Origin of the sequence: Bacillus sp. CFBP9009, from assembly GCF_036541465.1 — a bacterium.
GTDB lineage: Bacteria > Bacillota > Bacilli > Bacillales > DSM-1321 > Peribacillus.
Map to the genome: position 1 here is coordinate 822412 of NZ_JAZHFU010000002.1, position 19130 is coordinate 841541.

Genomic DNA, 19130 nt, shown 5'->3' on the forward strand with positions numbered 1-19130 from the left:
GTGCTTGTCCCCATAATAATTAAATTACACATTTTAAAGAACCCAGACAATGAGTGCCTTTCGATGATTTATAAAAACATCCAAAAGGTTTTAGGCACACACTTATTAAATGCATATTTCTAATAACATAAAAAACCGCCCATGGATAGACGGTTACGTTATATTCTAGGAATGATGTTATATTACTATTGTAAAAAGATTACTTTATTTATGCCAACCGCCATTCATCTCCCCCCTTTCAGTTGGGGTCTACGCTTGAAGAGGAGTGGAAAAGTTTTAGCCCTTTTTTCGCTTAATGATTTCACTGTTTTTACGCAACAGCTTATGGACCATGCTTTTAACTATCATTGGTTCTATTTATATTGTCATTTTTGCCCTTATCATTCGAGGAAACTAATATTATCGATGTCAGTATTACTGCTATAGCCGAAATTTTCATGAACATTATGCTTATCCATTATTTTATAAAGTCATATTTTTAAAAAGCACACTTTAGGTGCATCCAGACTGAAGATATAGAGAGAACCTGTTTATTTTCAATTTTTTCTTTTAATAAATTTCAGTTGATTTCAGAAATCAGCGCCCTTTCTGCCGACTGTCTGCCAATCGTCTGTGGGGTCTCGGCTAGCCAGTTGTTCGGCAGGAGTGTCGCAAATTTCTTCAATCTAGTGAGGGTTTCACTCGTTTAATCTAATATAAGAACATGAACGATAATCAATTTTTCTTTTAAAATCCTAGTTCGGGGTGGGAGGATTCCGAACCTCCTTTTGTCGTCAACCTGAAAGCACCCTTTAGGTGTTTTTTTAATTTTTCCACATCCCCCTAACAGCTCCATTCACACCATTATAGGTATCACGCATCATCCCTATCAATTATCAGAAATGAAAAAATTTTGCCTATTAACAGCTTCTTAGTACTAATCTCTTTTTCTCCTAATAAACTTTATAAACTAACTATTTAGGAGGGGTGCAATGTTTAATCAAAAACTGGATAGTAATAGTCCACTTATATGTAAAATTAATGACATCACTTACCAAAAATACAAACTATATAAGAAGTCTTATGAGCGGGAAGTATTCGTCATAAAAGATTACGGTGAAAACCGCGGTGTTACCAATAAAAGTATTTCGTTATTCGAAGCAGTTAAAGATCATTTTGATCGTTTTAAAATTGCAAAAATTGTTAAAGTAATTAATAAAGATAATAATTTGCTTGATAGCGATCTCATCCTTATAGACAAAAAAGGAAATGAGCTACACCTATCAGGTTGTAGTTGCGGGTATGCTGGCACAGGTTCGCATGGAACTGTTGAAATTTTGAATAAGGCTGGATTCGAGATAGATAGAAGGTTTGTATTTTGTTCAAAAGGATTCACTCTTTTTCATCCAATTGAAGAAAAAGAACTTTATGGCGAACGTTTATAAATTATCTACACTCACTACCTCAACTCATGCAGTTTTGCAGACGGAAGCCGGTAAAGAGGACACGGTAGTATGCTAATTACAAGAAAAAAGTGAAATGGTTATTCAAATACAGAGATTATGCAAGATAGAATATGGAAATCTATGAAATGGGTCAGCCAGTTGGCTCCCTTTCATTAAATAATAAATAAAAAAAGCCTTGGTAACTGAGAAATCAGTAATACCAAGGCTTTAAAGCTATTAATACATTGACATTAATTGAAAATCGGGATATATCTCCGAAAAACAACAATATATCGACGAAAATCAGGATATATCTCCGAAAACAGCAATATATCAACGAAAATCAGGATATATCTCCGAAAACAGCAATATATCGACGAAAATCAGGATATATCTCCGAAAACAGCAATATATCGACGAAAGACGAAAATCGAGGTATATCTGTATTTGGATAATTTTTTTCCACAAGAAAAGTCCATGCGACCAGGATTTGCCGCACGGACTGGTTTGTATAATTGCTCACTACTCCGAGAAAGTTTCCGCATGAAGTCTCCTTAAGGATTCCCCATGGTTCCAAACAGCTATGAACTAATTTCACTGCGAGACCCTATTACTTACAAAACCTGTTATTCCTCAAGCATGCCCTTTACTCGCTTTACTTTGTCTTCCATCTTGCGTTCTTTATCACGACGGTCATCGATTCGGATATTCGTACAGACTCTAGCAAGACCTTTTTCAAAAGGTACTTCGTGCATCGCTTGGATCACTTCAAACAATTTAGGCAGGTCGCCTTCAATGATTGTATTCATGGGTGTCAGTTGAAAACGGATTTCTCCCTTATCTTCATATTGCTTTAATACTCTTTGAATATCTGCCACATAGCTGCTAACACTTGGAGTTTGTGTACCGACAGGAATAACTGTTACATCAACAATTGCCATTTTTATTCACCAATCCTTTTTATGTATTAATCAAGAAGCTTACTTACATCCATCCTATATAGACGGATGTTTTTTACTATTATAACTCAAACTTCGCACCTGGGAAATTTGATATAGCTTTGGAGCGTGGAATTCGAAAATCAAAGCACTTCTACTGGCAAGAAAATCACTGTAGAATCGGGCAAATAAAAAAGGAATCATTGATTTTTAACACTTGTCCTGCTGACTAGGTCATTAGCTGCTTTTTTATACATCCCTTATATGCGTACGAGTAGAACTAGATGCATTCCAGTTATAGTCGTATTGTTATTATTATAATCCAGCAAACAAATCCACCTCTATTAAAATAGAGGTGGATTTGTTTTAGATCGATTAATTATGCCTGATCTTTTCATTTAAATAATCCTTATAGACTAAAACAGCAACAACAATAAAACTTAGACTAACAAACCTGAAGATCATCTCTAAACTGATCCATTCAGCTAAAATACCTAATACAAATGCGCTAACTCCAACACCAACGTCAAAACTGGAAAAAAAGGTTGCGTTGGCTGCTCCTCTTTTTTCTTCACTTACCTTTTGAACAGTCCATGTTTGTAAACATGGCATTACAGTTCCATAACCTGCCCCAAATAAAATCGCCGCAATGATAAGTTGAGAATCATTTGTCGTATATGACAGGATAACAAGTGAAAAAAATCCTAGCACAGCTGACATAATGATAATAGACCAAGGTCCTTTTTTGTCATACCATTTTCCGGTAAACGGACGTAGTAAAGTCGAGACAGTTGCATTGATAAGGAAGAATAGAAAAATATGATCCACTTCCCTTTGTTTTCCAAAAAGAACCAAAAATGTAATGACAGCCCCAAAACCAAGTGTTGTAATAACTGTAAGTAATGCTGGAAACCATACGTCTTTTTCAAAAATCATATCCAAAAAGCGCAATGGCTTCTTCTCACGCTTTACAATAGTAGGTGAATATACAAATTGAAGCGCAATTACTGCCAACAAGCTCAGTATTACTGATGACCATATCAAAATATCGAAGGAAAAAGAGTCATAGATAAGGATACCTATACTCGGTGCAACGATAGCCCCTACTGTTGTGGATATAGAAAAATACCCTATTCCTTCTCCTAAGCGTGTCTTAGGAATCAAATCCACTACTATTGTACTATTAGCTGTGGTTGATACCCCCCACGCTGCACCATGGAAAAGTCGTAACAATAGAAGAAGCCATATAATATTTAGAAACGGATATAGTATCGTAATATCATTAAAGCTGCACTTGCACAAATGGCTAGACTTTTCCTCTGGTTATCAATTAAATAGTAAGCTACAAAAGGCCTGATTAAAACAGCACCTATCGTAAATAATGATGTTACTAGACCAACCTGAATGGAAGATGCATTCATGCTTAACAAATAGGCAGGCAAAATAGGAAGCAACATTTCAAACCCAATAAAAACTAAAAAGTTGCTTATAAATAAAAAAAGAAATGATTTATTAAAGATTCTTTGATTTTTCATATAATTATTCCTCGCTTCTAAATTATTTTCTAAGTTAGAAGCGTTTGGAACACCGAAACGTTTTTCAATTGTCTAAGGTTTTTAGTCAATTGACTCACCCTCTCTAAACCCTTTAAAAAATTTATCAAACAATCTTATCAGAACCTCCTCTTATAAACAAGCTTTTAAGTAAGGGACAAGTTAAAATCATTTAAGGAAATATACATTATTCTAAATAACTATTGTGGTTATATTTCATTGAAATAGGTTGTGATGGGAAAAACCCGACACTTTCTAAATGAGTAAAAAGTTATTTGGAGTAATATGGTTTTTTCTTCTGTCAATTAAAGCAATACAGTGAGCCAATCGTTCTACCCCTAGTTTAATTTGACTCTCGTTCACTTGAGAGATGCATAATCGAACGAGATTTTCCTTTTTATATTCTGCTAAAAACATTCTGGAGGCATCATCAACATATATATGCTGCTCGTTTAGCATATGAACCACCTGTTTTGCTTTCACATTCTCGGGCAAACTGATGGAAAGATAGAATCCGGAATTCGGTTTAGAAAAAGATGTATTAGCCGGCAGCAATAATTCACATGCTTCTTGAAGGATTTGCATTTTAGTACGGTATAACTCTTTTACTTTTTTGAGATGACTATTAAACATACCGCTTTTTAAATAGATTTCTAGCGCACCTTGTGAAAGTGCTGAACTATTAAAATCAGAACTGAATTTATATCGCAAAAAATTGTTAATCATTAATCCAGGAAGAACGACAGTACCAATCCTTAATCCTGGGAGAAAGATTTTCGAAAGGCTTTTAATATAGATCACTCTCCCAGAAGGATCAAAAGAAAATAAAGGATCTGATTTTGGATTTGGATCAAGGTCTCCTAAAATATCATCCTCCACTATATATACATCGTATTTTTCAGCTAACTCAACGATTTTTTTCTTTTCGCTATTCGTGTAATTATGTCCAAGTGGATTGTGAAACCTCGGGATAATATAGAAAAATTTTATATCATTATTTCGAAAAATGTATTCCAGTCGATCCAGATCAATCCCTTCCATTGATAATTCAATACCAAAAGTAGTAGCTTGATGCAGATTGATTGACTCAATGACTCCGAAATAAGTAGGCTGTTCAATTAGAATATTGTTTTTTCCATTTGGAAATGGCATAGAAACTAATAAATTAAGGGCTTGCTGCGAGCCAGAAACAACCACTAATCTCTCCGGTTGAGTGAACACCTGCAAATTTTGCAAATATTTCACCAACTGTACCCGCAGTGAGTAAATCCCTTGTTGATCAGAGTATGTAAAAAGCTCTTCTTTATAATGGTCGATTGCTTGATTCATGCAATGTTGAAATTCCACATAAGGCATAACATTTTTATCTGGACCTGCAGACAAAAAATCAATCACCTCAGTTTCTACTGCCTCTTTTTGATATTCATTCACAACATAGTAGCCGCTCTTAGGAACAGAATAAATTAAATGCTCTTTTTCAAGTTCTACATATGCTTTAATGACCGTATTTTTGCTACATGAAAAATACTCGGATAACTGACGAACCGAAGGAAGCTTACTGCCTGCAATTAGCGAACCATCTTCAAGTCGAAGCTTAATGTCTTCCATTATCTTTATATATTTTGAGTTCAATATATTAGTCCCCCTTCATCTGTACCAGGACAGATAGGTAAAAAAATGGTTTATTTTCATTGAATGTACTCATAGTATGTTAATTATATCAAAACTGTTTTTAAGATAAGTGAAAAATGGTACAGATTTGGTACAAAGTATTAAGATTGGGGTTGGAAAAGATGCAGGGAGAAACAAGAGAAAAATTCGGATTATTTTTGGGATTAGTGGGGGTCATTTGTTTTAGCTTAACGCTCCCTTCTACAAGTAATGCAGTAGAATATTTTGGGACTACGATCGTTGGTTTAGGAAGAACGGTTGTTGCCGCTATTTTAGTAGCCGTGGTATTAATTATTCGAAAAGAAAAGCTACCTTCTCTTCGCCAATTCAAACGTCTACTTATAGTTGCTTTTGGTGCAGTTTTAGGATTTCCTCTCCTCACTTCTTGGGCAATGGAATCCTTGCCTGTTTCTCATGGTGCGGTGGAATTAGCTCTGTTACCGTTAGCAACAGCCGGATTTGCTATATTTAGGGCAGGTGAAATCCCATCTCTCAAATTCTGGATTTCAAGTATAATCAGCTCTTTAGCGGTAATTATGTATGCACTTCATCTTGGATTCGGCCAATTGCAATTTGCTGATTTAGCTTTACTGACAGCAGTGATCATACTTGGACTTAGTTACGCAGAAGGAGGGGAATTAGCGAAAGAAATAGGCAGCTGGCAAGTGATTGCTTGGGCAATTATGATCGGTGCTCCATTTTTCGTTATTCCGGTTGGGCTAAACCTCACAACTGAAATGCTTCATGCCCCTTTACAAGCTTGGATCAGTTTCATTTATCTCTCAGTGGTTAGTCAATTTCTAGCATATGTTGCTTGGTATAGCGGAATGGCTATGGGCGGGATAGCAAGAGTTAGTCAGATTCAATACTTACAACCATTTTTAATGATTCTTTTTGCAACAGTATTTCTAGATGAATCCATCACAATTTTCACTCTTGTAATAGCAGTGATTGTTGTCTTTTCTGTTATATTAGGCAAAAATGCTCCTGTATCAAAAAACGGAGCTGTTTCAGGAAAAACCTAACTGCATATTCAATTGAGATTTCTGTATAATTAAATGAAAAATGTATATTCCTGCACAATTTTAAAGACCCAACACTTGCCTTCGACATTATGAAGGAACATAGTATGGCGACCCTTTTTTCTTAATCATAATGGAATGCCTTACGCGACTCATTTACCGTTAATATTGAACATGGACTTTTGAAGCGAAAGGAAAGTTAAGTCAAAATCATCCATCGCAAAGACAAAATTTAATTGTTTAGCAACTGGAAAAAATCCCAAATACCAAAGAGCAACAGATTTCATTATTAATCAAATCAAAAAACAAAGTGAATGCTACTGCACGAACGGGAGTGTTGATCAAATAAGGATTAACACTCTTTTCCTTCTCATTGAGTGGTGCGTAGAAATACTATATTTTTTAAGAATCTTCTGACTCATTAACATTTCCGATTTATTGTAAGCGCAGTGATATTTCCATCTCTTTATTTGTAAATCATGCCTTTTTCTATAACATCATCATGCCATCTTTAATCAAACCATATGGCGCTACAATAAACATTTTCCTGGTTTTATCTTATATTATTTCAGAGAGTTCTCATTTATGTAGAATTGCTACTTCAACAAACCTTCCCCGATCGTGTCATAAAGAAAGGCTGCCTTAAGCCAGCTCTGATATTAAGCTATTCCCCGTTTCCAATTGGGTCACCCCGGATGTGGTGTCCCATTAGTACAATTTATTTCTTATTGCAACTAAAATCAATATGCGTGATCTATTGAAAAATATTGTTATCCGGATTTCACATTTTAATGTTGGTCATAGGCAAATCCGCAGGAACAGCGATTTTTCCCGAATAACAAATGATAAGATGCGGGGAATTCCTGATTGACTCTTTGAACCTCATGTACAAATTCCTTACTATCCTTTGGTACTGGCGAAAGTGCATCCGCTTTTTCTTGTGAATCAATATTAGCTCCAGGTGGTACAAACCTATCAGGTGGTATTCGAACGCCATTTGTTACTACTGCATTATAAGAAATAAATGCACCGCTACCTACAATTGCGGTATAAACAATGGAATTAAAGCCAACAAATACTTTGTCTGCAATATAACAAGGACCATGGACAAGGGCACCATGAGCAATGGTCACTTCATTTCCAATGAATATTGAATACCCTTTTATTCCAACTAGGATTCTATTATTTAATAAGCCATGTAATATTACACCGTCCTGTATATTTGAATTGGAACCTATATAAAAAGGAGTTCCTTCATCTGCACGTATACTTACATTAGGAGCTACATAGACATTGTCACTAATGGTAACATCACCTATGACACTGGAAAACTGACTTATAAATGCAGTTTTATCAATTTTAGGAAAGATTTGAACAGGATTAAATGAAGTAATGGGGTTTGGACTTATGAATGGTTCAAAACAGTGAGAATGGTTATTAGAAGAGGTGTTTGATCCTTGTTTTTCTTCCAAGTTATTACCTCCTTCTCAATTTATTGGCTTATGATTATTTTATGCAATAAGATTGGGTGAGGAATGGGCTACCATAAAACAGTAATTATATCCGGTACCTATCCATTTCAATGGAGCAGATTAGAGTATTTATGAAGATTTTCAGAAGCTGCGGCAGAAGAAAATTGGAACTATTTATTTAATACAATAATCGATCCTAGTTTAATAAAAGGCGAAGCCCCTAACTCTCAGCTATTAATACATTGACATATATAGTTCGGGTTTCCGTTCTATTTTATAGTCTCTTTTATTGCATCCTAAAGAAATAACGGAACTGTTACTTTAATTACACGCCTTAACAATCCTTGCAATATTAAATAATAATGAATGAAAGGAGTTAAAAGATTCAGACTGTAGACAACCTCAATGAAAGAACATTGATTTCCTCTACAGGTACTCGCTTTTCCCGCAGTAATTCACACACACCAGTTCCAATCAACTTTTTTAATTTTTGATAGAACCCATTTGTCTAGAAACTGAAGAGACTATCCTATTCTATTGGCTTAACCTTATATCTCAAAACAGTTTTTAATTTTGCAGGTTCGACTTTTCTAAAATCTGAAAGATATATTTCTCTGTGTTGTAATGAAGTTCTTTCTAGATTATTATTTTTTATGAATTCATTCATTAATTTAAAACTTTGAGGTTCATCATCATATGGACCTACATGAAGCATTTGGACAGATAATCCATCATGAACTGTACCGAACTTTACATCATTTAGGAATGGATGTGGTTTCTTTTTTCCTACATGTTCAAATGCTCTCTCCACTACTTCTTTTGTTATAAAATCTGGTTGTCTAATCATGATCGTATATAATAATTCATCTTTATTTAAAGTATCTTTTTTTCTTCCCTCTTCTGTTAAACCCCATATTCCTTCCAATGGATATACGGTATATTCAAAATATCCATCTGGAGTGTATCCTTGCTTCGGCATCATTCTGATCGCATAAGCCAATGAATAAAGAACACCTATCTTTTCAGCGAATTCGTGCTCATTTGGATTTCCTTTTCCCTTTATCGAAAAGAATTTCTGTTCTGGAATTGTTACAAGTTCAGATTTTTGTTTTGGGATATATAAATTCTTCTCTTGTTTTCTCCATTCGTATTTCATTAGTTTTTGTTCCCGCTCTCTATAACTTTTCATTATGTTTGATTACTACTTCAACGTCCTTTTTATTAAACCTTCATCAGGACAATTCCATCAAGCCCTTATTGTTTCACTAAATCAAATTAAGCTGGGCTATTCCCGCACATCCATCGAGTATCTTTTGTGTTACCTTTTGACCAATATGATAGATTACGTCAAATACACAATATTGTATAGTATGTTCTGAATTCTTAGATTGAGCTCTTTCCATTTTACTTCAAAATCATGCTTACCTTGTAGATTTGTCACGATTATTTCCCCGCCAAGAAAGGGTGGTACATATTTGTATCACCCTTTCTACTACTCGTTCCACAATCGTGCCCTTTAATTTTATTGAACAAGAAAAGCTTTACTCTCATATACCAATTACTTCCATTTCGTCAAAGTTACTGCTGCATTATCTGAATAAGGTTGCCGCATGTATCGTCGAAGACAGCTATTGTGACTTCGCCCATTTTTGTCGGCTCCATAGTAAACTTCACGCCGTTTTCCAATAATCGTTCGTACTCTTTACGAATATCTGCAACGCCAAACATTGTTGCTGGGATGCCTTCGGAAAATATCTTCCTTTGATACTCCTTTGCGGCAGGATGCTCATTCGGTTCGAGTAAAAGCTCGGTACCGTCATGATCATCGGGAGAAACAAGCGTAATCCACCTGAATTTCCCCATGGGAACGTCATGCTTTTTTTCAAATCCCAGCTTTTCTGAATAAAATTCCAGTGCCTTGTCTTGGTCTTGAACGAATATACTGGTAACAATGATTTTCATAATGTTTTGCCTCCTTGGATATTTGCGACGTATGGTGATCTGCTAACAATCTGGCTGCAAGCAATACAACCCACATTCGTCAGAAGTCCTGTTCCGAAAAGATTACTCTATCCATCCTTTCAACAAGTTTTTAAGTGGTTCGTTGTTGAACATAAGTACACGATATTTTCCCTTTCGTTTAGATTTTACGAGCCCTGCATCTTCCAATGCAGAAAGATGTTTAGCTATCGCCTGTCTCGAAATGGAAAGATCGTGCTTCATAATGAGACGTACCGTAAGTTCATACAACGTCAACTCGTTGCGTTCGGATAGTTCGTCTAATATTAGTCGACGAGTCGAATCGCCTAGTGCTTTGAATATAGCGTCTTTGTCCCAATTCATATATTGATTATAAGCAACTCTACGGTTGCTTGTCAATCATAAGCAACTGTATGGTTGCTTGTCAATCATAAGCAACTGTATGGTTGCATGACAAAGGGACCGTATCATGCAATCTCAACAAGGTAATGTCAAATAATAGAAGTTTGAACCATTATAGAAATTTAAACTGTTTTTCAACAAAAAAGTAACACACTAGTTAAAATTATAAGCACCTTGTATGTTTTTTTAGTACGTTTCTTATTCAACTCCAGTTAGATTAATCCATACAACTTAGGATATCCATCTCATATGAAGTGTTACTCCATTGTAGTGTTTTTAAATCAATTACAATCATTTAACATAGAAAAAAATCCCTGATTAAAAAAGCAGGGATTTTTGGCATTTTAATGGACTTAGAGAACATAAAAATGATTATTCGATAAGAATTTCAATATAACATCCTTTATCCTGTAAGGTATTCAACAATTACAATATTTCGATATACCCTTCTGTCCCATGCACACGAATTCGTTGCCCGTCTTTTATCAGTTCGGTCGCATGTTCCACCCCAACAACTGCTGGCAAGCCATATTCACGTGCGATAACTGCTCCATGGGTCATCAGTCCACCAACTTCGGTGACTAAGCCTTTTATGGATACAAACAATGGTGTCCAGCTAGGGTCAGTAAAGGAAGTGACTAATATATCTCCATCTTCTAGATTAGCTTCTTCCATGTTTAAGATGACACGTGCTCTTCCCTCAATAACACCGGAAGAAACAGGCAGACCTACAATCGCTTCGGCTGGGAGATTTTCTCGTTTGTACTCACCTACAATGATTTCACCATCAGACGTGATAACACGCGGTGGAGTTAGTTTTTCATATAATTTGTACTCGTCTTTTCGTTTGCTGATGATTTGGTAATCCAGTTTGTTGGTGCGTACTACTTCGCCAAGTTCTTCAAAAGTGAGATAGTATATATCTTCTTTTTCATGAATGACGCCTATTTGTACGAGTTGATCGGCTTCTTTCAGTAAAGCCTGCTTATAAACGAAATAGCGACTAACCATGCCGTATTTTGGATATTCACGATAACCGATGAAATTCCGTATCAGGTCAATCATTCGTTTTGTTTCTTTGGCTTTTTGATCACCATCCGGTAATTGCTTCAATCGATCTAATAACTCTTGTTCTTTTTTCAAAGCTTCCTGTCGCCCTTGCTCAAATTTCCGCTTGCTAGCGTTAGGCTCAAAGTTTTTGATGTTACCCAGAATCAACGGGACAAGAGTAATTGGTTTTTCACTCCAACGAGTTCTAGTAATATCGATTTCTCCGGCACATCGCATGCCGTATTTGCCGAGATAATCATAGATAGCTTCTTGCGTTTTTTGTCCACCTTCGAACTTAACCAGTTCATCCAAAAATTTATCATCTTTTACATGTTGTAAATAATCAATGACTTCCGGATAAGGACGAATCACATCTGCGACATCCAATAGCGCCAGACCCATTTCCGAAGTAATATTGTTTGGTACAGATTGAGAAAGCGTATCTGCTGCGTTTTTTTCACCTAACCACTCATTCATACTTTCATTGATCCATGATGAAGCATCCATAGCAGCCATAAACACAGCTGAACTTTGAGGGTCAAATAAAATCTTCTTTAATATCTGGATATCTTCCAGAATAAAATCAAATAAATCCGACCCTAAATTCGTTTGGATGTTTTGTTTTAACTCTTCTATCGATGTTTGACTGTTCTTAATCAAATCAGAAACGATTGTCGGGTCGTTTTCGATTTGTGCCCTAGAATCCGTAGACGACACACTTTTATTGCTTTTACCGGAACTCTGTTCTTGCTTATCATTTGGTAAAGATTTTATGAAATCTCCTCGCTCTATTATGGTAATGAGTGCGTCTTTCATGAGCGGATCATGTTGTCCCATGGCATCTAATAACATTTTTCTGCTGTCAGGTGAAGCCAGCATATGTGTGACATCAACAAACAGCCTTCCGCCAGCTTTACGCATGGGTGCAGGAGTCGTTAAGAGGAAAAAAGACAATCCCAATGGTTTCATGGGGTCGGTCATCATTTGTTGATGACCGACAGATACATAGACGTGATTTTCTTGATCATTCGCTTCAGGGATCGGGTATAAAGTAGTGATTGGACGACTCTGGACGATATAAAATGTATCATCAACCAAACACCATTCGATATCCTGTGGGCTACCAAAATAAGCTTCGATCTGTCTTCCGATGCGTGCCAGTTGTAAAATCTGTTGATCAGTAAGTGTTTGTGTCTTTTGCTGATCCGGATCGATTTGTTGTTTCACTGTTCCGCCTTCTTTTCGTCCATAGATAGCCAATTTCTTCGTTGCTATCATCTTATCGACGATTTCCTCTTCCTGTACTTTATAACAATCGGCAGAAACCAAGCCAGAAACCAGTGCTTCTCCAAGTCCAAAACTGGCATCGATTGATAGCAGCTTTCGGTTAGAAGTAATCGGATCAGCTGTAAATAAAATCCCTGAAGCCTGTGGGAAAACCATCCTTTGAACGATAACGGATAAATAAACTTGACTGTGGTCAAATCCATTTTGCATACGGTAGATTACCGCGCGATCCGTAAATAGGGAAGCCCAACATTTCCTGATATGCTGCAAGATTGCTTCTTTGCCGATGATATTTAAATAAGTGTCATGTTGACCAGCAAAAGAGGCATGTGGTAAATCTTCCGCAGTCGCACTAGAACGGACTGCATATGCATGTTCATCACCAAACCGGGAGAGAAAGTGAGTAACTGCTTTCACAACATCGGAAGGAATTTCTACATCCATAATGATTTGTCGAATCTTCCTGCTGATTTCACCAATTTGTTCACGATCTTCTACTTTTAGAATTGTCAGTCGGTCCAACAAAGCTTGGTACGTTTCGTTTTGTTCGATGGCTTTTTGATATCCCACTGTTGTAACACAAAATCCTTCTGGTGCTTGTATTCCTTCAATTTTTGATAATTCCCCTAAATTTAATCCTTTTCCTCCAACGAGCAATAGCTGTGTTTTTTCCATTTCCTGAAAACCGAGAACCAATGAACCCATTCTATATCCCTCCCACAAATCCCAATAAAGGTCTATTGTATTTTAGCAGTAGCAATTAAGAATAAATAGTCTATATTTACCATTTTTTATATGCTATAATTAAATTAGGAAGAGTAAGATTTCAATTATCATACAGTAACCAAATGCCCCGGTTATCCCCTTGAAGCAGTTCATATACCTCGAATGAATTAGAGTTCCATAAAAAATACCAGAATCAAAATAAATTTGCCCTGGCAGAACTGTAACATCATGATTTAATTTAGTGCTTTAAAAGAAATGACGGTAATTCCATACCATAATCATCATTATTTAATGTCTATTCTCGGATACTAAAACGCTTCGTTATTCCGCAAACTCCAATGCCATGCACATGCAATTCTTTTTATGTTTAGGAACCGATTTTTCCCTCTCTGTAGCTGACCTCTGCTAATTTTATATTTTCCCTCACATTCTTCATACCCGCTTTTTATACGCCCTTATTGCAAAGGTATAAGCCACTATCAGAATCCCAAAGCGCCACCCAAGAGCAATCCATATATCATTCCCCACTTGCTGACTTGACAACAACGCACGAATGGATCCCACTATCGGGGTTACCGGTTGATTTTCGGCAAAGGCACGAACTGCCGACGGCATCGACTCGGTTGGTACAAACGCTGAGCAGATAAACGGCAGGAAGACTAACGGATGGAAAAGACGCTTGCACTGTCCACTGATTTTCGGACAGTCCGGCAATCGCCGCAAGAGGGCGAGCGTAAACAACGCGAGAATACCGACTACGGCGAGCGCACCCCCGCCGATGATCGAAAGCCCATAATGAAAAGCAACGAGAATGATTACGACAACGGAAAAGGCGTTGGATACCAGCGAGGTCAGCACATGCCCCCACAGCACGGTGGAACGCGAAATCGGCATGGAGTGAAACCTCCCAAATATGCCCCTTTGAGTATCTAAAAATAGGCGATAAGCCGTATAAGAAATACCACTCGCAATCGGCAGGATAAAAAAGCACCCAAATTAATGGATGCCCTCTGCTTTTATTCACTACTCTTGACGTCTTTTATTAAATCATCTCTAAATGACTTTGCATCTCTTTCAAACACTTTTTCAAAACTTTTTTCATACTCTTCGTAGGTTATCTGACCTTTTTCAATCAGTAATTCTACTATAGCTTTAACCCTCACTCTATTCGACACTAATTCGTTCGTCATATTGGACAATAAAATACCGATTTTCTCATAATCATCATTCATTTTTTGTCATCCCCTTCGTTTAACCATTACGACAAAAATGAGACGTTTTCCTGCTAATAATAAGCACCTAAATGTATAAGTGCTCTATTTTAATTAAATTCATAGCGATTATCATATGTTCTTTCTAATTTGCTCAAAACGCAGTATTCCTTTTTTAATGTTTGCAACTGATTCTCCAACTCTGAATTTATGCCGTTTCGCATTTTCTCTATAATTTCTTTTTGGGCTTTTTTATTATCAAACATCTTTTTTAGCACTTTCGCATGTTCATCAAATATATCCACCTATTCTCCCCCTTAGTTTTCATACTATTTATATTCAACTAAAAGGCAAGGATTCCCAATTGTTTATTCACTCTAAACTAGGCACATGCCAAAGCCTTTTCTCTGATACTAAAACGCGCCGTATTCCGGAAATTCAATACATTGTTTACGTCATACCTACGCTGTCTTACTACTTGAATCTGGAGCCACAATGAAGTATATTCAGGAACGTTTAGGTTATGGAAGCACTCAAATTACAGCTGATGCATATGCTCATATCTCTAAAAAAATCGAGAAAGATACCATGGGTAATTTTGAGGATTATACTAAAGACATTTAACTCCAAGCGGGTTATTTCCATTAGCCAGACACTTACTCAAGTACTTCAACATCACCTACGGCATCAAAACCAACACAAACTAGCCTTAAATGATTTATATCACCATGATCTAAACCTAGTTCTTTGCAGGGATGATGGCAGCTTCATGCCAAAGTCTACCTTATTTAACGCATTCAGCCGCATTTTAAAAAGGGCTGAGTTGCCTTCCCTTCCCATCCATTCCCTCCGTCATACACATGCAGTGCTCCAGCTAGAAGCTGGAGCAGATATGAAATATGTTCAGAAAAGATTAGGTCATGGCAGCGTTGCTATAACTTCTGATGTATACGCACATATAAGCAAAAAACTCGAAAAGAAAAACATAGACAAGTTTGAGGAATACACCAAGGGAATAATCGATTAAATTTTTTTGCTGAATTTGGTGGGCAAATGGTGGGCAAATATCTATTTCATTTATTCAACTTAGATTTGCCCACCAAACAAAAAACCCCTGACACCAGAGGTGCCAAGGGTTTGAGATATTAATACATTGACATATATTGTTCGCGTTCCCATGGGTGAACTTGTGTACGGAACATATCCCACTCGATTTCTTTTGCTTCGACGAAGTGTTCAAGTAAGTGTTCACCTAATGCTTCTTTGATGACTTCATCAGATTTTAATGTTTCCAATGCAGCATATAAAGTAGCTGGTAGATCAACGATACCTACTTCTTCACGTTCTTCTTTATTCATAACATAGATGTTGCGGTCAACTGGAGCCGGTGGAGTCAAGTCGTTCTTGATACCGTCAAGACCAGCTTTTAGTAGAACTGCAAGTGCCAAATATGGGTTCGCTGCTGGATCGACACTACGTACCTCAACGCGAGTACTTACTCCGCGTGATGCTGGGATACGGATTAATGGGCTACGGTTTTTAGCGGACCATGCAACATAACAAGGAGCTTCGTAACCAGGAACTAGACGTTTGTATGAGTTAACAGTTGGGTTTGTTACCGCAGTGAAGCTTGGAGCATGCTTAATGATACCTGCGATAAATTGCTCAGCTGTTTTGCTTAATTCCAATTTACCTTCTTTATCATAAAATGCGTTTTCGTTGCCTTTGAATAAAGAAACGTTACAGTGCATACCAGATCCGTTAACACCGAACAATGGTTTTGGCATGAATGTCGCGTGTAAACCATGTTTGCGGGCAATCGTCTTAACAACCAATTTAAATGTTTGGATGTTATCACAAGCTGAGATTGCATCTGCATATTTAAAGTCAATTTCATGTTGTCCTGGAGCTACTTCATGGTGGGATGCTTCGATTTCAAATCCCATTTCTTCAAGCTCAAGAACGATATCACGACGGCAGTTTTCTCCTAGGTCAGTAGGTGCAAGGTCAAAGTATCCGCCTTTATCGTTCAATTCTAGCGTCGGCTCGCCTGCTGCATCCAGTTTGAATAGGAAGAATTCAGGTTCAGGTCCAAGATTGAAATCTGTGAAGCCCATTTCTCTTGCTTCTGCAAGAACACGTTTTAGGTTAGCACGTGGATCTCCATCAAAAGGTGTTCCATCCGTATTGTAAATATCACAGATCAAACGTGCCACTTTACCTTTTTCGGAAGTCCAAGGGAAGATAACCCATGTGTTTAAATCAGGATATAGGTACATATCAGACTCTTCGATACGAACGAAGCCTTCAATGGAAGATCCGTCAAACATCATTTTATTATCAAGTGCTTTTTCTAATTGACTGACTGGGATTTCAACGTTTTTAATTGTCCCTAAAATGTCAGTAAACTGTAAACGAATGTACTTAACATTTTCTTCTTTCGCTAAACGAGTGATGTCTTCACGTGTGAACTTTGCCAATTTCTATTCCCCCTAATAATTCATAAATCATATTTTTTATTGGAAAAAACGGGACATATCCCCTTGTCTAAGAGATGTTCGATGCTTGCTTCCTTGTAAAAGCTCGGAACGCAGAAGCTTGCGAAGCTCCTCGTCACTAAGGTCATGCCTTATTTTTTCCGCTTGTTCTAATTCTTGAGTTTTAGGTAAATTCTGTTCCTTTACAGTGAAAATCTTTTTAATGCCGGCCAGATTGACTCCTTGTTCGATTAAATCTTTAATCTCAAGCAGTCGATCGATATCGTTTAATGAAAAAACCCGCCGATTTCCATCTGTTCTCATAGGAGTAATAAGTTGATGCTCTTCGTAATACCGAATTTGGCGTGCAGACAACTCAGTTAACTGCATGACGATTCCGATGGAAAAAAGAGGCATCGAACGCCGAATGTTGTTGCCGCTCATTCTTAGCATCCTCCTTTTGTTTATCTTAAAGTAATCTTATATCATGTTATTAAACTTGTCAATATGATGTTACATTTTATGACGTGTTTTTTTCAGAAAAATTAAATGATTTGTTACTACACAAATATTATGACTATTGTTTTTACTGGAATCCAATTGTATCTGGATTCCCATTACATACTAATTTAATTTCAATTACAATTGTATCAGCTTTTTGTCCATTAGCGCATTCACAGCAGTCAATACAGCTATTTTAACATGGGCGTATGTCAATCCGCCTTGAACGTAGGCAACATATGGAGCCCTTGTCGGACCATCTGCCGTCAGTTCAATACTGGCCCCCTGTATAAAGGTGCCCGCAGCCATGATTACATCGTCCTCATATCCCGGCATATAGGCAGGATATGGTGTCACATGTGAATTGATTGGTGATGCATATTGAATGGCCTGACAGAAGGCAACCATCTTATCACGGTCATCAAATTGGACGGATTGAATCAAGTCAGTTCGCTTCGCATCCCATTTTGGAGATGTATTCATACCGAGCTTTTCTAAAAAGGCAGCTGTGAACATGGCTCCTTTAACAGCTTGGCCCACGACATGCGGTGCAAGGAAAAATCCTTGGTACATTTCCTGCAGACTATAAAGCGAAGCACCTGCTTCAGCCCCTATTCCTGGTGATGTTAACCGATAAGAGCAAGCTTCAACCAGGTCCTTTTTACCAACAATGTATCCACCGGTTTTCACTATCCCGCCGCCAGGATTTTTAATGAGTGAACCAGCCATTAAATCGGCTCCGACATGACATGGTTCTTGTGTCTCAACAAACTCTCCATAACAATTGTCCACGAACACGACGATTTCCGGGTTAATGCCTTTGACAAAGGCAATCATTTCCCTTATTTCATCGATCGTAAAGGAAGGACGGGTGGCGTACCCTTTTGACCGTTGTATACCGATCATCTTCGTATTTGATTGAATGGCTTGTTTGACGGCTTCGAAATCAACGGTTCCAGTTTCCGCTAACGGAACGGCTTTATAGCTGATCTGAAAATCACGTAAAGATCCGATACCCGTTCCCCGGATACCGACGATTTCTTCCAAAGTATCATACGGCTTTCCAGTTATGTATAACAATTCATCCCCTGGGCGCAATATGCCGAAAAGAGCGGTGGAGATGGCGTGTGTGCCTGATATAATTTGGGGGCGCACCAATCCAGCTTCCGCTCCAAAAACATCTGCGTATATCAATTCCAGCGTATCGCGGCCCATATCATCGTATCCATACCCTGTAGTCGGGATGAAATGGGAATCACTCACTTTATGTGCTTGATAACTTTGTAATACACGAAATTGATTTTCTTCGATTCGTTCGTCCACTTGCTTATGTAATGGAGAAATCATTGCTTCCACTTCCTGTGCAATGTTTTTCAACACTTCTCCATTTGTTAACTGCTGATACATCAAAATTCC

At 37.4% G+C, this 19130-nt stretch carries 15 protein-coding genes and 3 pseudogenes; 4 read left to right on the forward strand and 14 right to left on the reverse strand.

Annotated features, from left to right (window positions below; translation table 11 throughout):
- The first annotated feature begins 971 nt into the window (after window positions 1–971).
- Complete coding sequence (locus V3595_RS09120) at window positions 972–1424, forward strand: hypothetical protein (protein WP_485906715.1); 453 nt, start codon at window positions 972–974, stop codon at window positions 1422–1424.
- Between the two features lie 626 nt (window positions 1425–2050).
- Here V3595_RS09120 and V3595_RS09125 read toward each other — a convergent pair.
- From V3595_RS09125 to V3595_RS09135, 3 genes and pseudogenes are all read right to left on the reverse strand, one after another.
- Window positions 2051–2365, reverse strand: a complete 315-nt coding sequence (locus V3595_RS09125; protein ID WP_485906716.1) for an MTH1187 family thiamine-binding protein — start codon at window positions 2363–2365, stop codon at window positions 2051–2053.
- A gap of 372 nt (window positions 2366–2737) precedes the next feature.
- Window positions 2738–3897: pseudogene (locus V3595_RS09130) on the reverse strand (MFS transporter).
- Window positions 3898–4170: 273 nt separating this feature from the next.
- Complete coding sequence (locus V3595_RS09135; RefSeq protein ID WP_485906718.1) at window positions 4171–5547, reverse strand: aminotransferase-like domain-containing protein; 1377 nt, start codon at window positions 5545–5547, stop codon at window positions 4171–4173.
- Window positions 5548–5708: 161 nt separating this feature from the next.
- Between V3595_RS09135 and V3595_RS09140 the strand changes: the two genes are divergently transcribed.
- Window positions 5709–6611 (forward strand): DMT family transporter, encoded by a 903-nt coding sequence (locus V3595_RS09140; RefSeq protein ID WP_485906803.1) that lies wholly within the window; start codon window positions 5709–5711, stop codon window positions 6609–6611.
- Between the two features lie 785 nt (window positions 6612–7396).
- Here V3595_RS09140 and V3595_RS09145 read toward each other — a convergent pair.
- From V3595_RS09145 to V3595_RS09180, 8 genes and pseudogenes are all read right to left on the reverse strand, one after another.
- On the reverse strand, window positions 7397–8080 hold the full coding sequence (locus V3595_RS09145; protein WP_485906720.1) for an LbetaH domain-containing protein: 684 nt from the start codon (window positions 8078–8080) through the stop codon (window positions 7397–7399).
- A 529-nt stretch (window positions 8081–8609) separates the two neighbouring features.
- Complete coding sequence (locus V3595_RS09150) at window positions 8610–9269, reverse strand: GyrI-like domain-containing protein (protein WP_485906722.1); 660 nt, start codon at window positions 9267–9269, stop codon at window positions 8610–8612.
- 389 nt (window positions 9270–9658) lie between these two features.
- Entirely contained in the window at window positions 9659–10042 is a 384-nt protein-coding gene (locus tag V3595_RS09155; RefSeq protein ID WP_485906724.1) for a VOC family protein, read from the reverse strand.
- A gap of 102 nt (window positions 10043–10144) precedes the next feature.
- Entirely contained in the window at window positions 10145–10423 is a 279-nt protein-coding gene (locus V3595_RS09160) for an ArsR/SmtB family transcription factor (protein ID WP_101221498.1), read from the reverse strand.
- Window positions 10424–10888: 465 nt separating this feature from the next.
- Window positions 10889–13504: a phosphoenolpyruvate synthase gene (gene ppsA / locus V3595_RS09165; RefSeq protein ID WP_485906725.1), complete on the reverse strand. Its 2616-nt coding sequence runs from the start codon at window positions 13502–13504 to the stop codon at window positions 10889–10891.
- Window positions 13505–13957: 453 nt separating this feature from the next.
- Window positions 13958–14506, reverse strand: a pseudogene (locus V3595_RS09170) (ABC transporter permease); the annotation flags it as partial.
- Window positions 14507–14541: 35 nt separating this feature from the next.
- Window positions 14542–14757: a hypothetical protein gene (locus V3595_RS09175; RefSeq protein ID WP_137019808.1), complete on the reverse strand. Its 216-nt coding sequence runs from the start codon at window positions 14755–14757 to the stop codon at window positions 14542–14544.
- A gap of 89 nt (window positions 14758–14846) precedes the next feature.
- A complete protein-coding gene (locus V3595_RS09180; protein WP_137019807.1) occupies window positions 14847–15041 on the reverse strand; it encodes a hypothetical protein in 195 nt (64 codons plus the stop codon).
- 190 nt (window positions 15042–15231) lie between these two features.
- Between V3595_RS09180 and V3595_RS09185 the strand changes: the two genes are divergently transcribed.
- Entirely contained in the window at window positions 15232–15360 is a 129-nt protein-coding gene (locus tag V3595_RS09185) for a hypothetical protein (RefSeq protein WP_241663259.1), read from the forward strand.
- Window positions 15350–15763, forward strand: a pseudogene (locus tag V3595_RS09190) (tyrosine-type recombinase/integrase); the annotation flags it as partial. The gene V3595_RS09185 and the pseudogene V3595_RS09190, both read left to right, overlap by 11 nt.
- A 118-nt stretch (window positions 15764–15881) precedes the next feature.
- Here V3595_RS09190 and glnA read toward each other — a convergent pair.
- The 3 genes from glnA to V3595_RS09205 all read right to left on the reverse strand — a co-directional run bounded on the left by glnA (window position 15882) and on the right by V3595_RS09205 (window position 19121).
- A complete protein-coding gene (glnA, locus tag V3595_RS09195) occupies window positions 15882–17216 on the reverse strand; it encodes a type I glutamate--ammonia ligase (protein ID WP_034313424.1) in 1335 nt (444 codons plus the stop codon).
- A gap of 36 nt (window positions 17217–17252) precedes the next feature.
- Window positions 17253–17657, reverse strand: a complete 405-nt coding sequence (locus tag V3595_RS09200) for a MerR family transcriptional regulator (RefSeq protein ID WP_101226049.1) — start codon at window positions 17655–17657, stop codon at window positions 17253–17255.
- Window positions 17658–17852: 195 nt separating this feature from the next.
- Window positions 17853–19121 (reverse strand): methionine gamma-lyase family protein, encoded by a 1269-nt coding sequence (locus V3595_RS09205; RefSeq protein WP_485906728.1) that lies wholly within the window; start codon window positions 19119–19121, stop codon window positions 17853–17855.
- Window positions 19122–19130 lie beyond the last annotated feature (9 nt).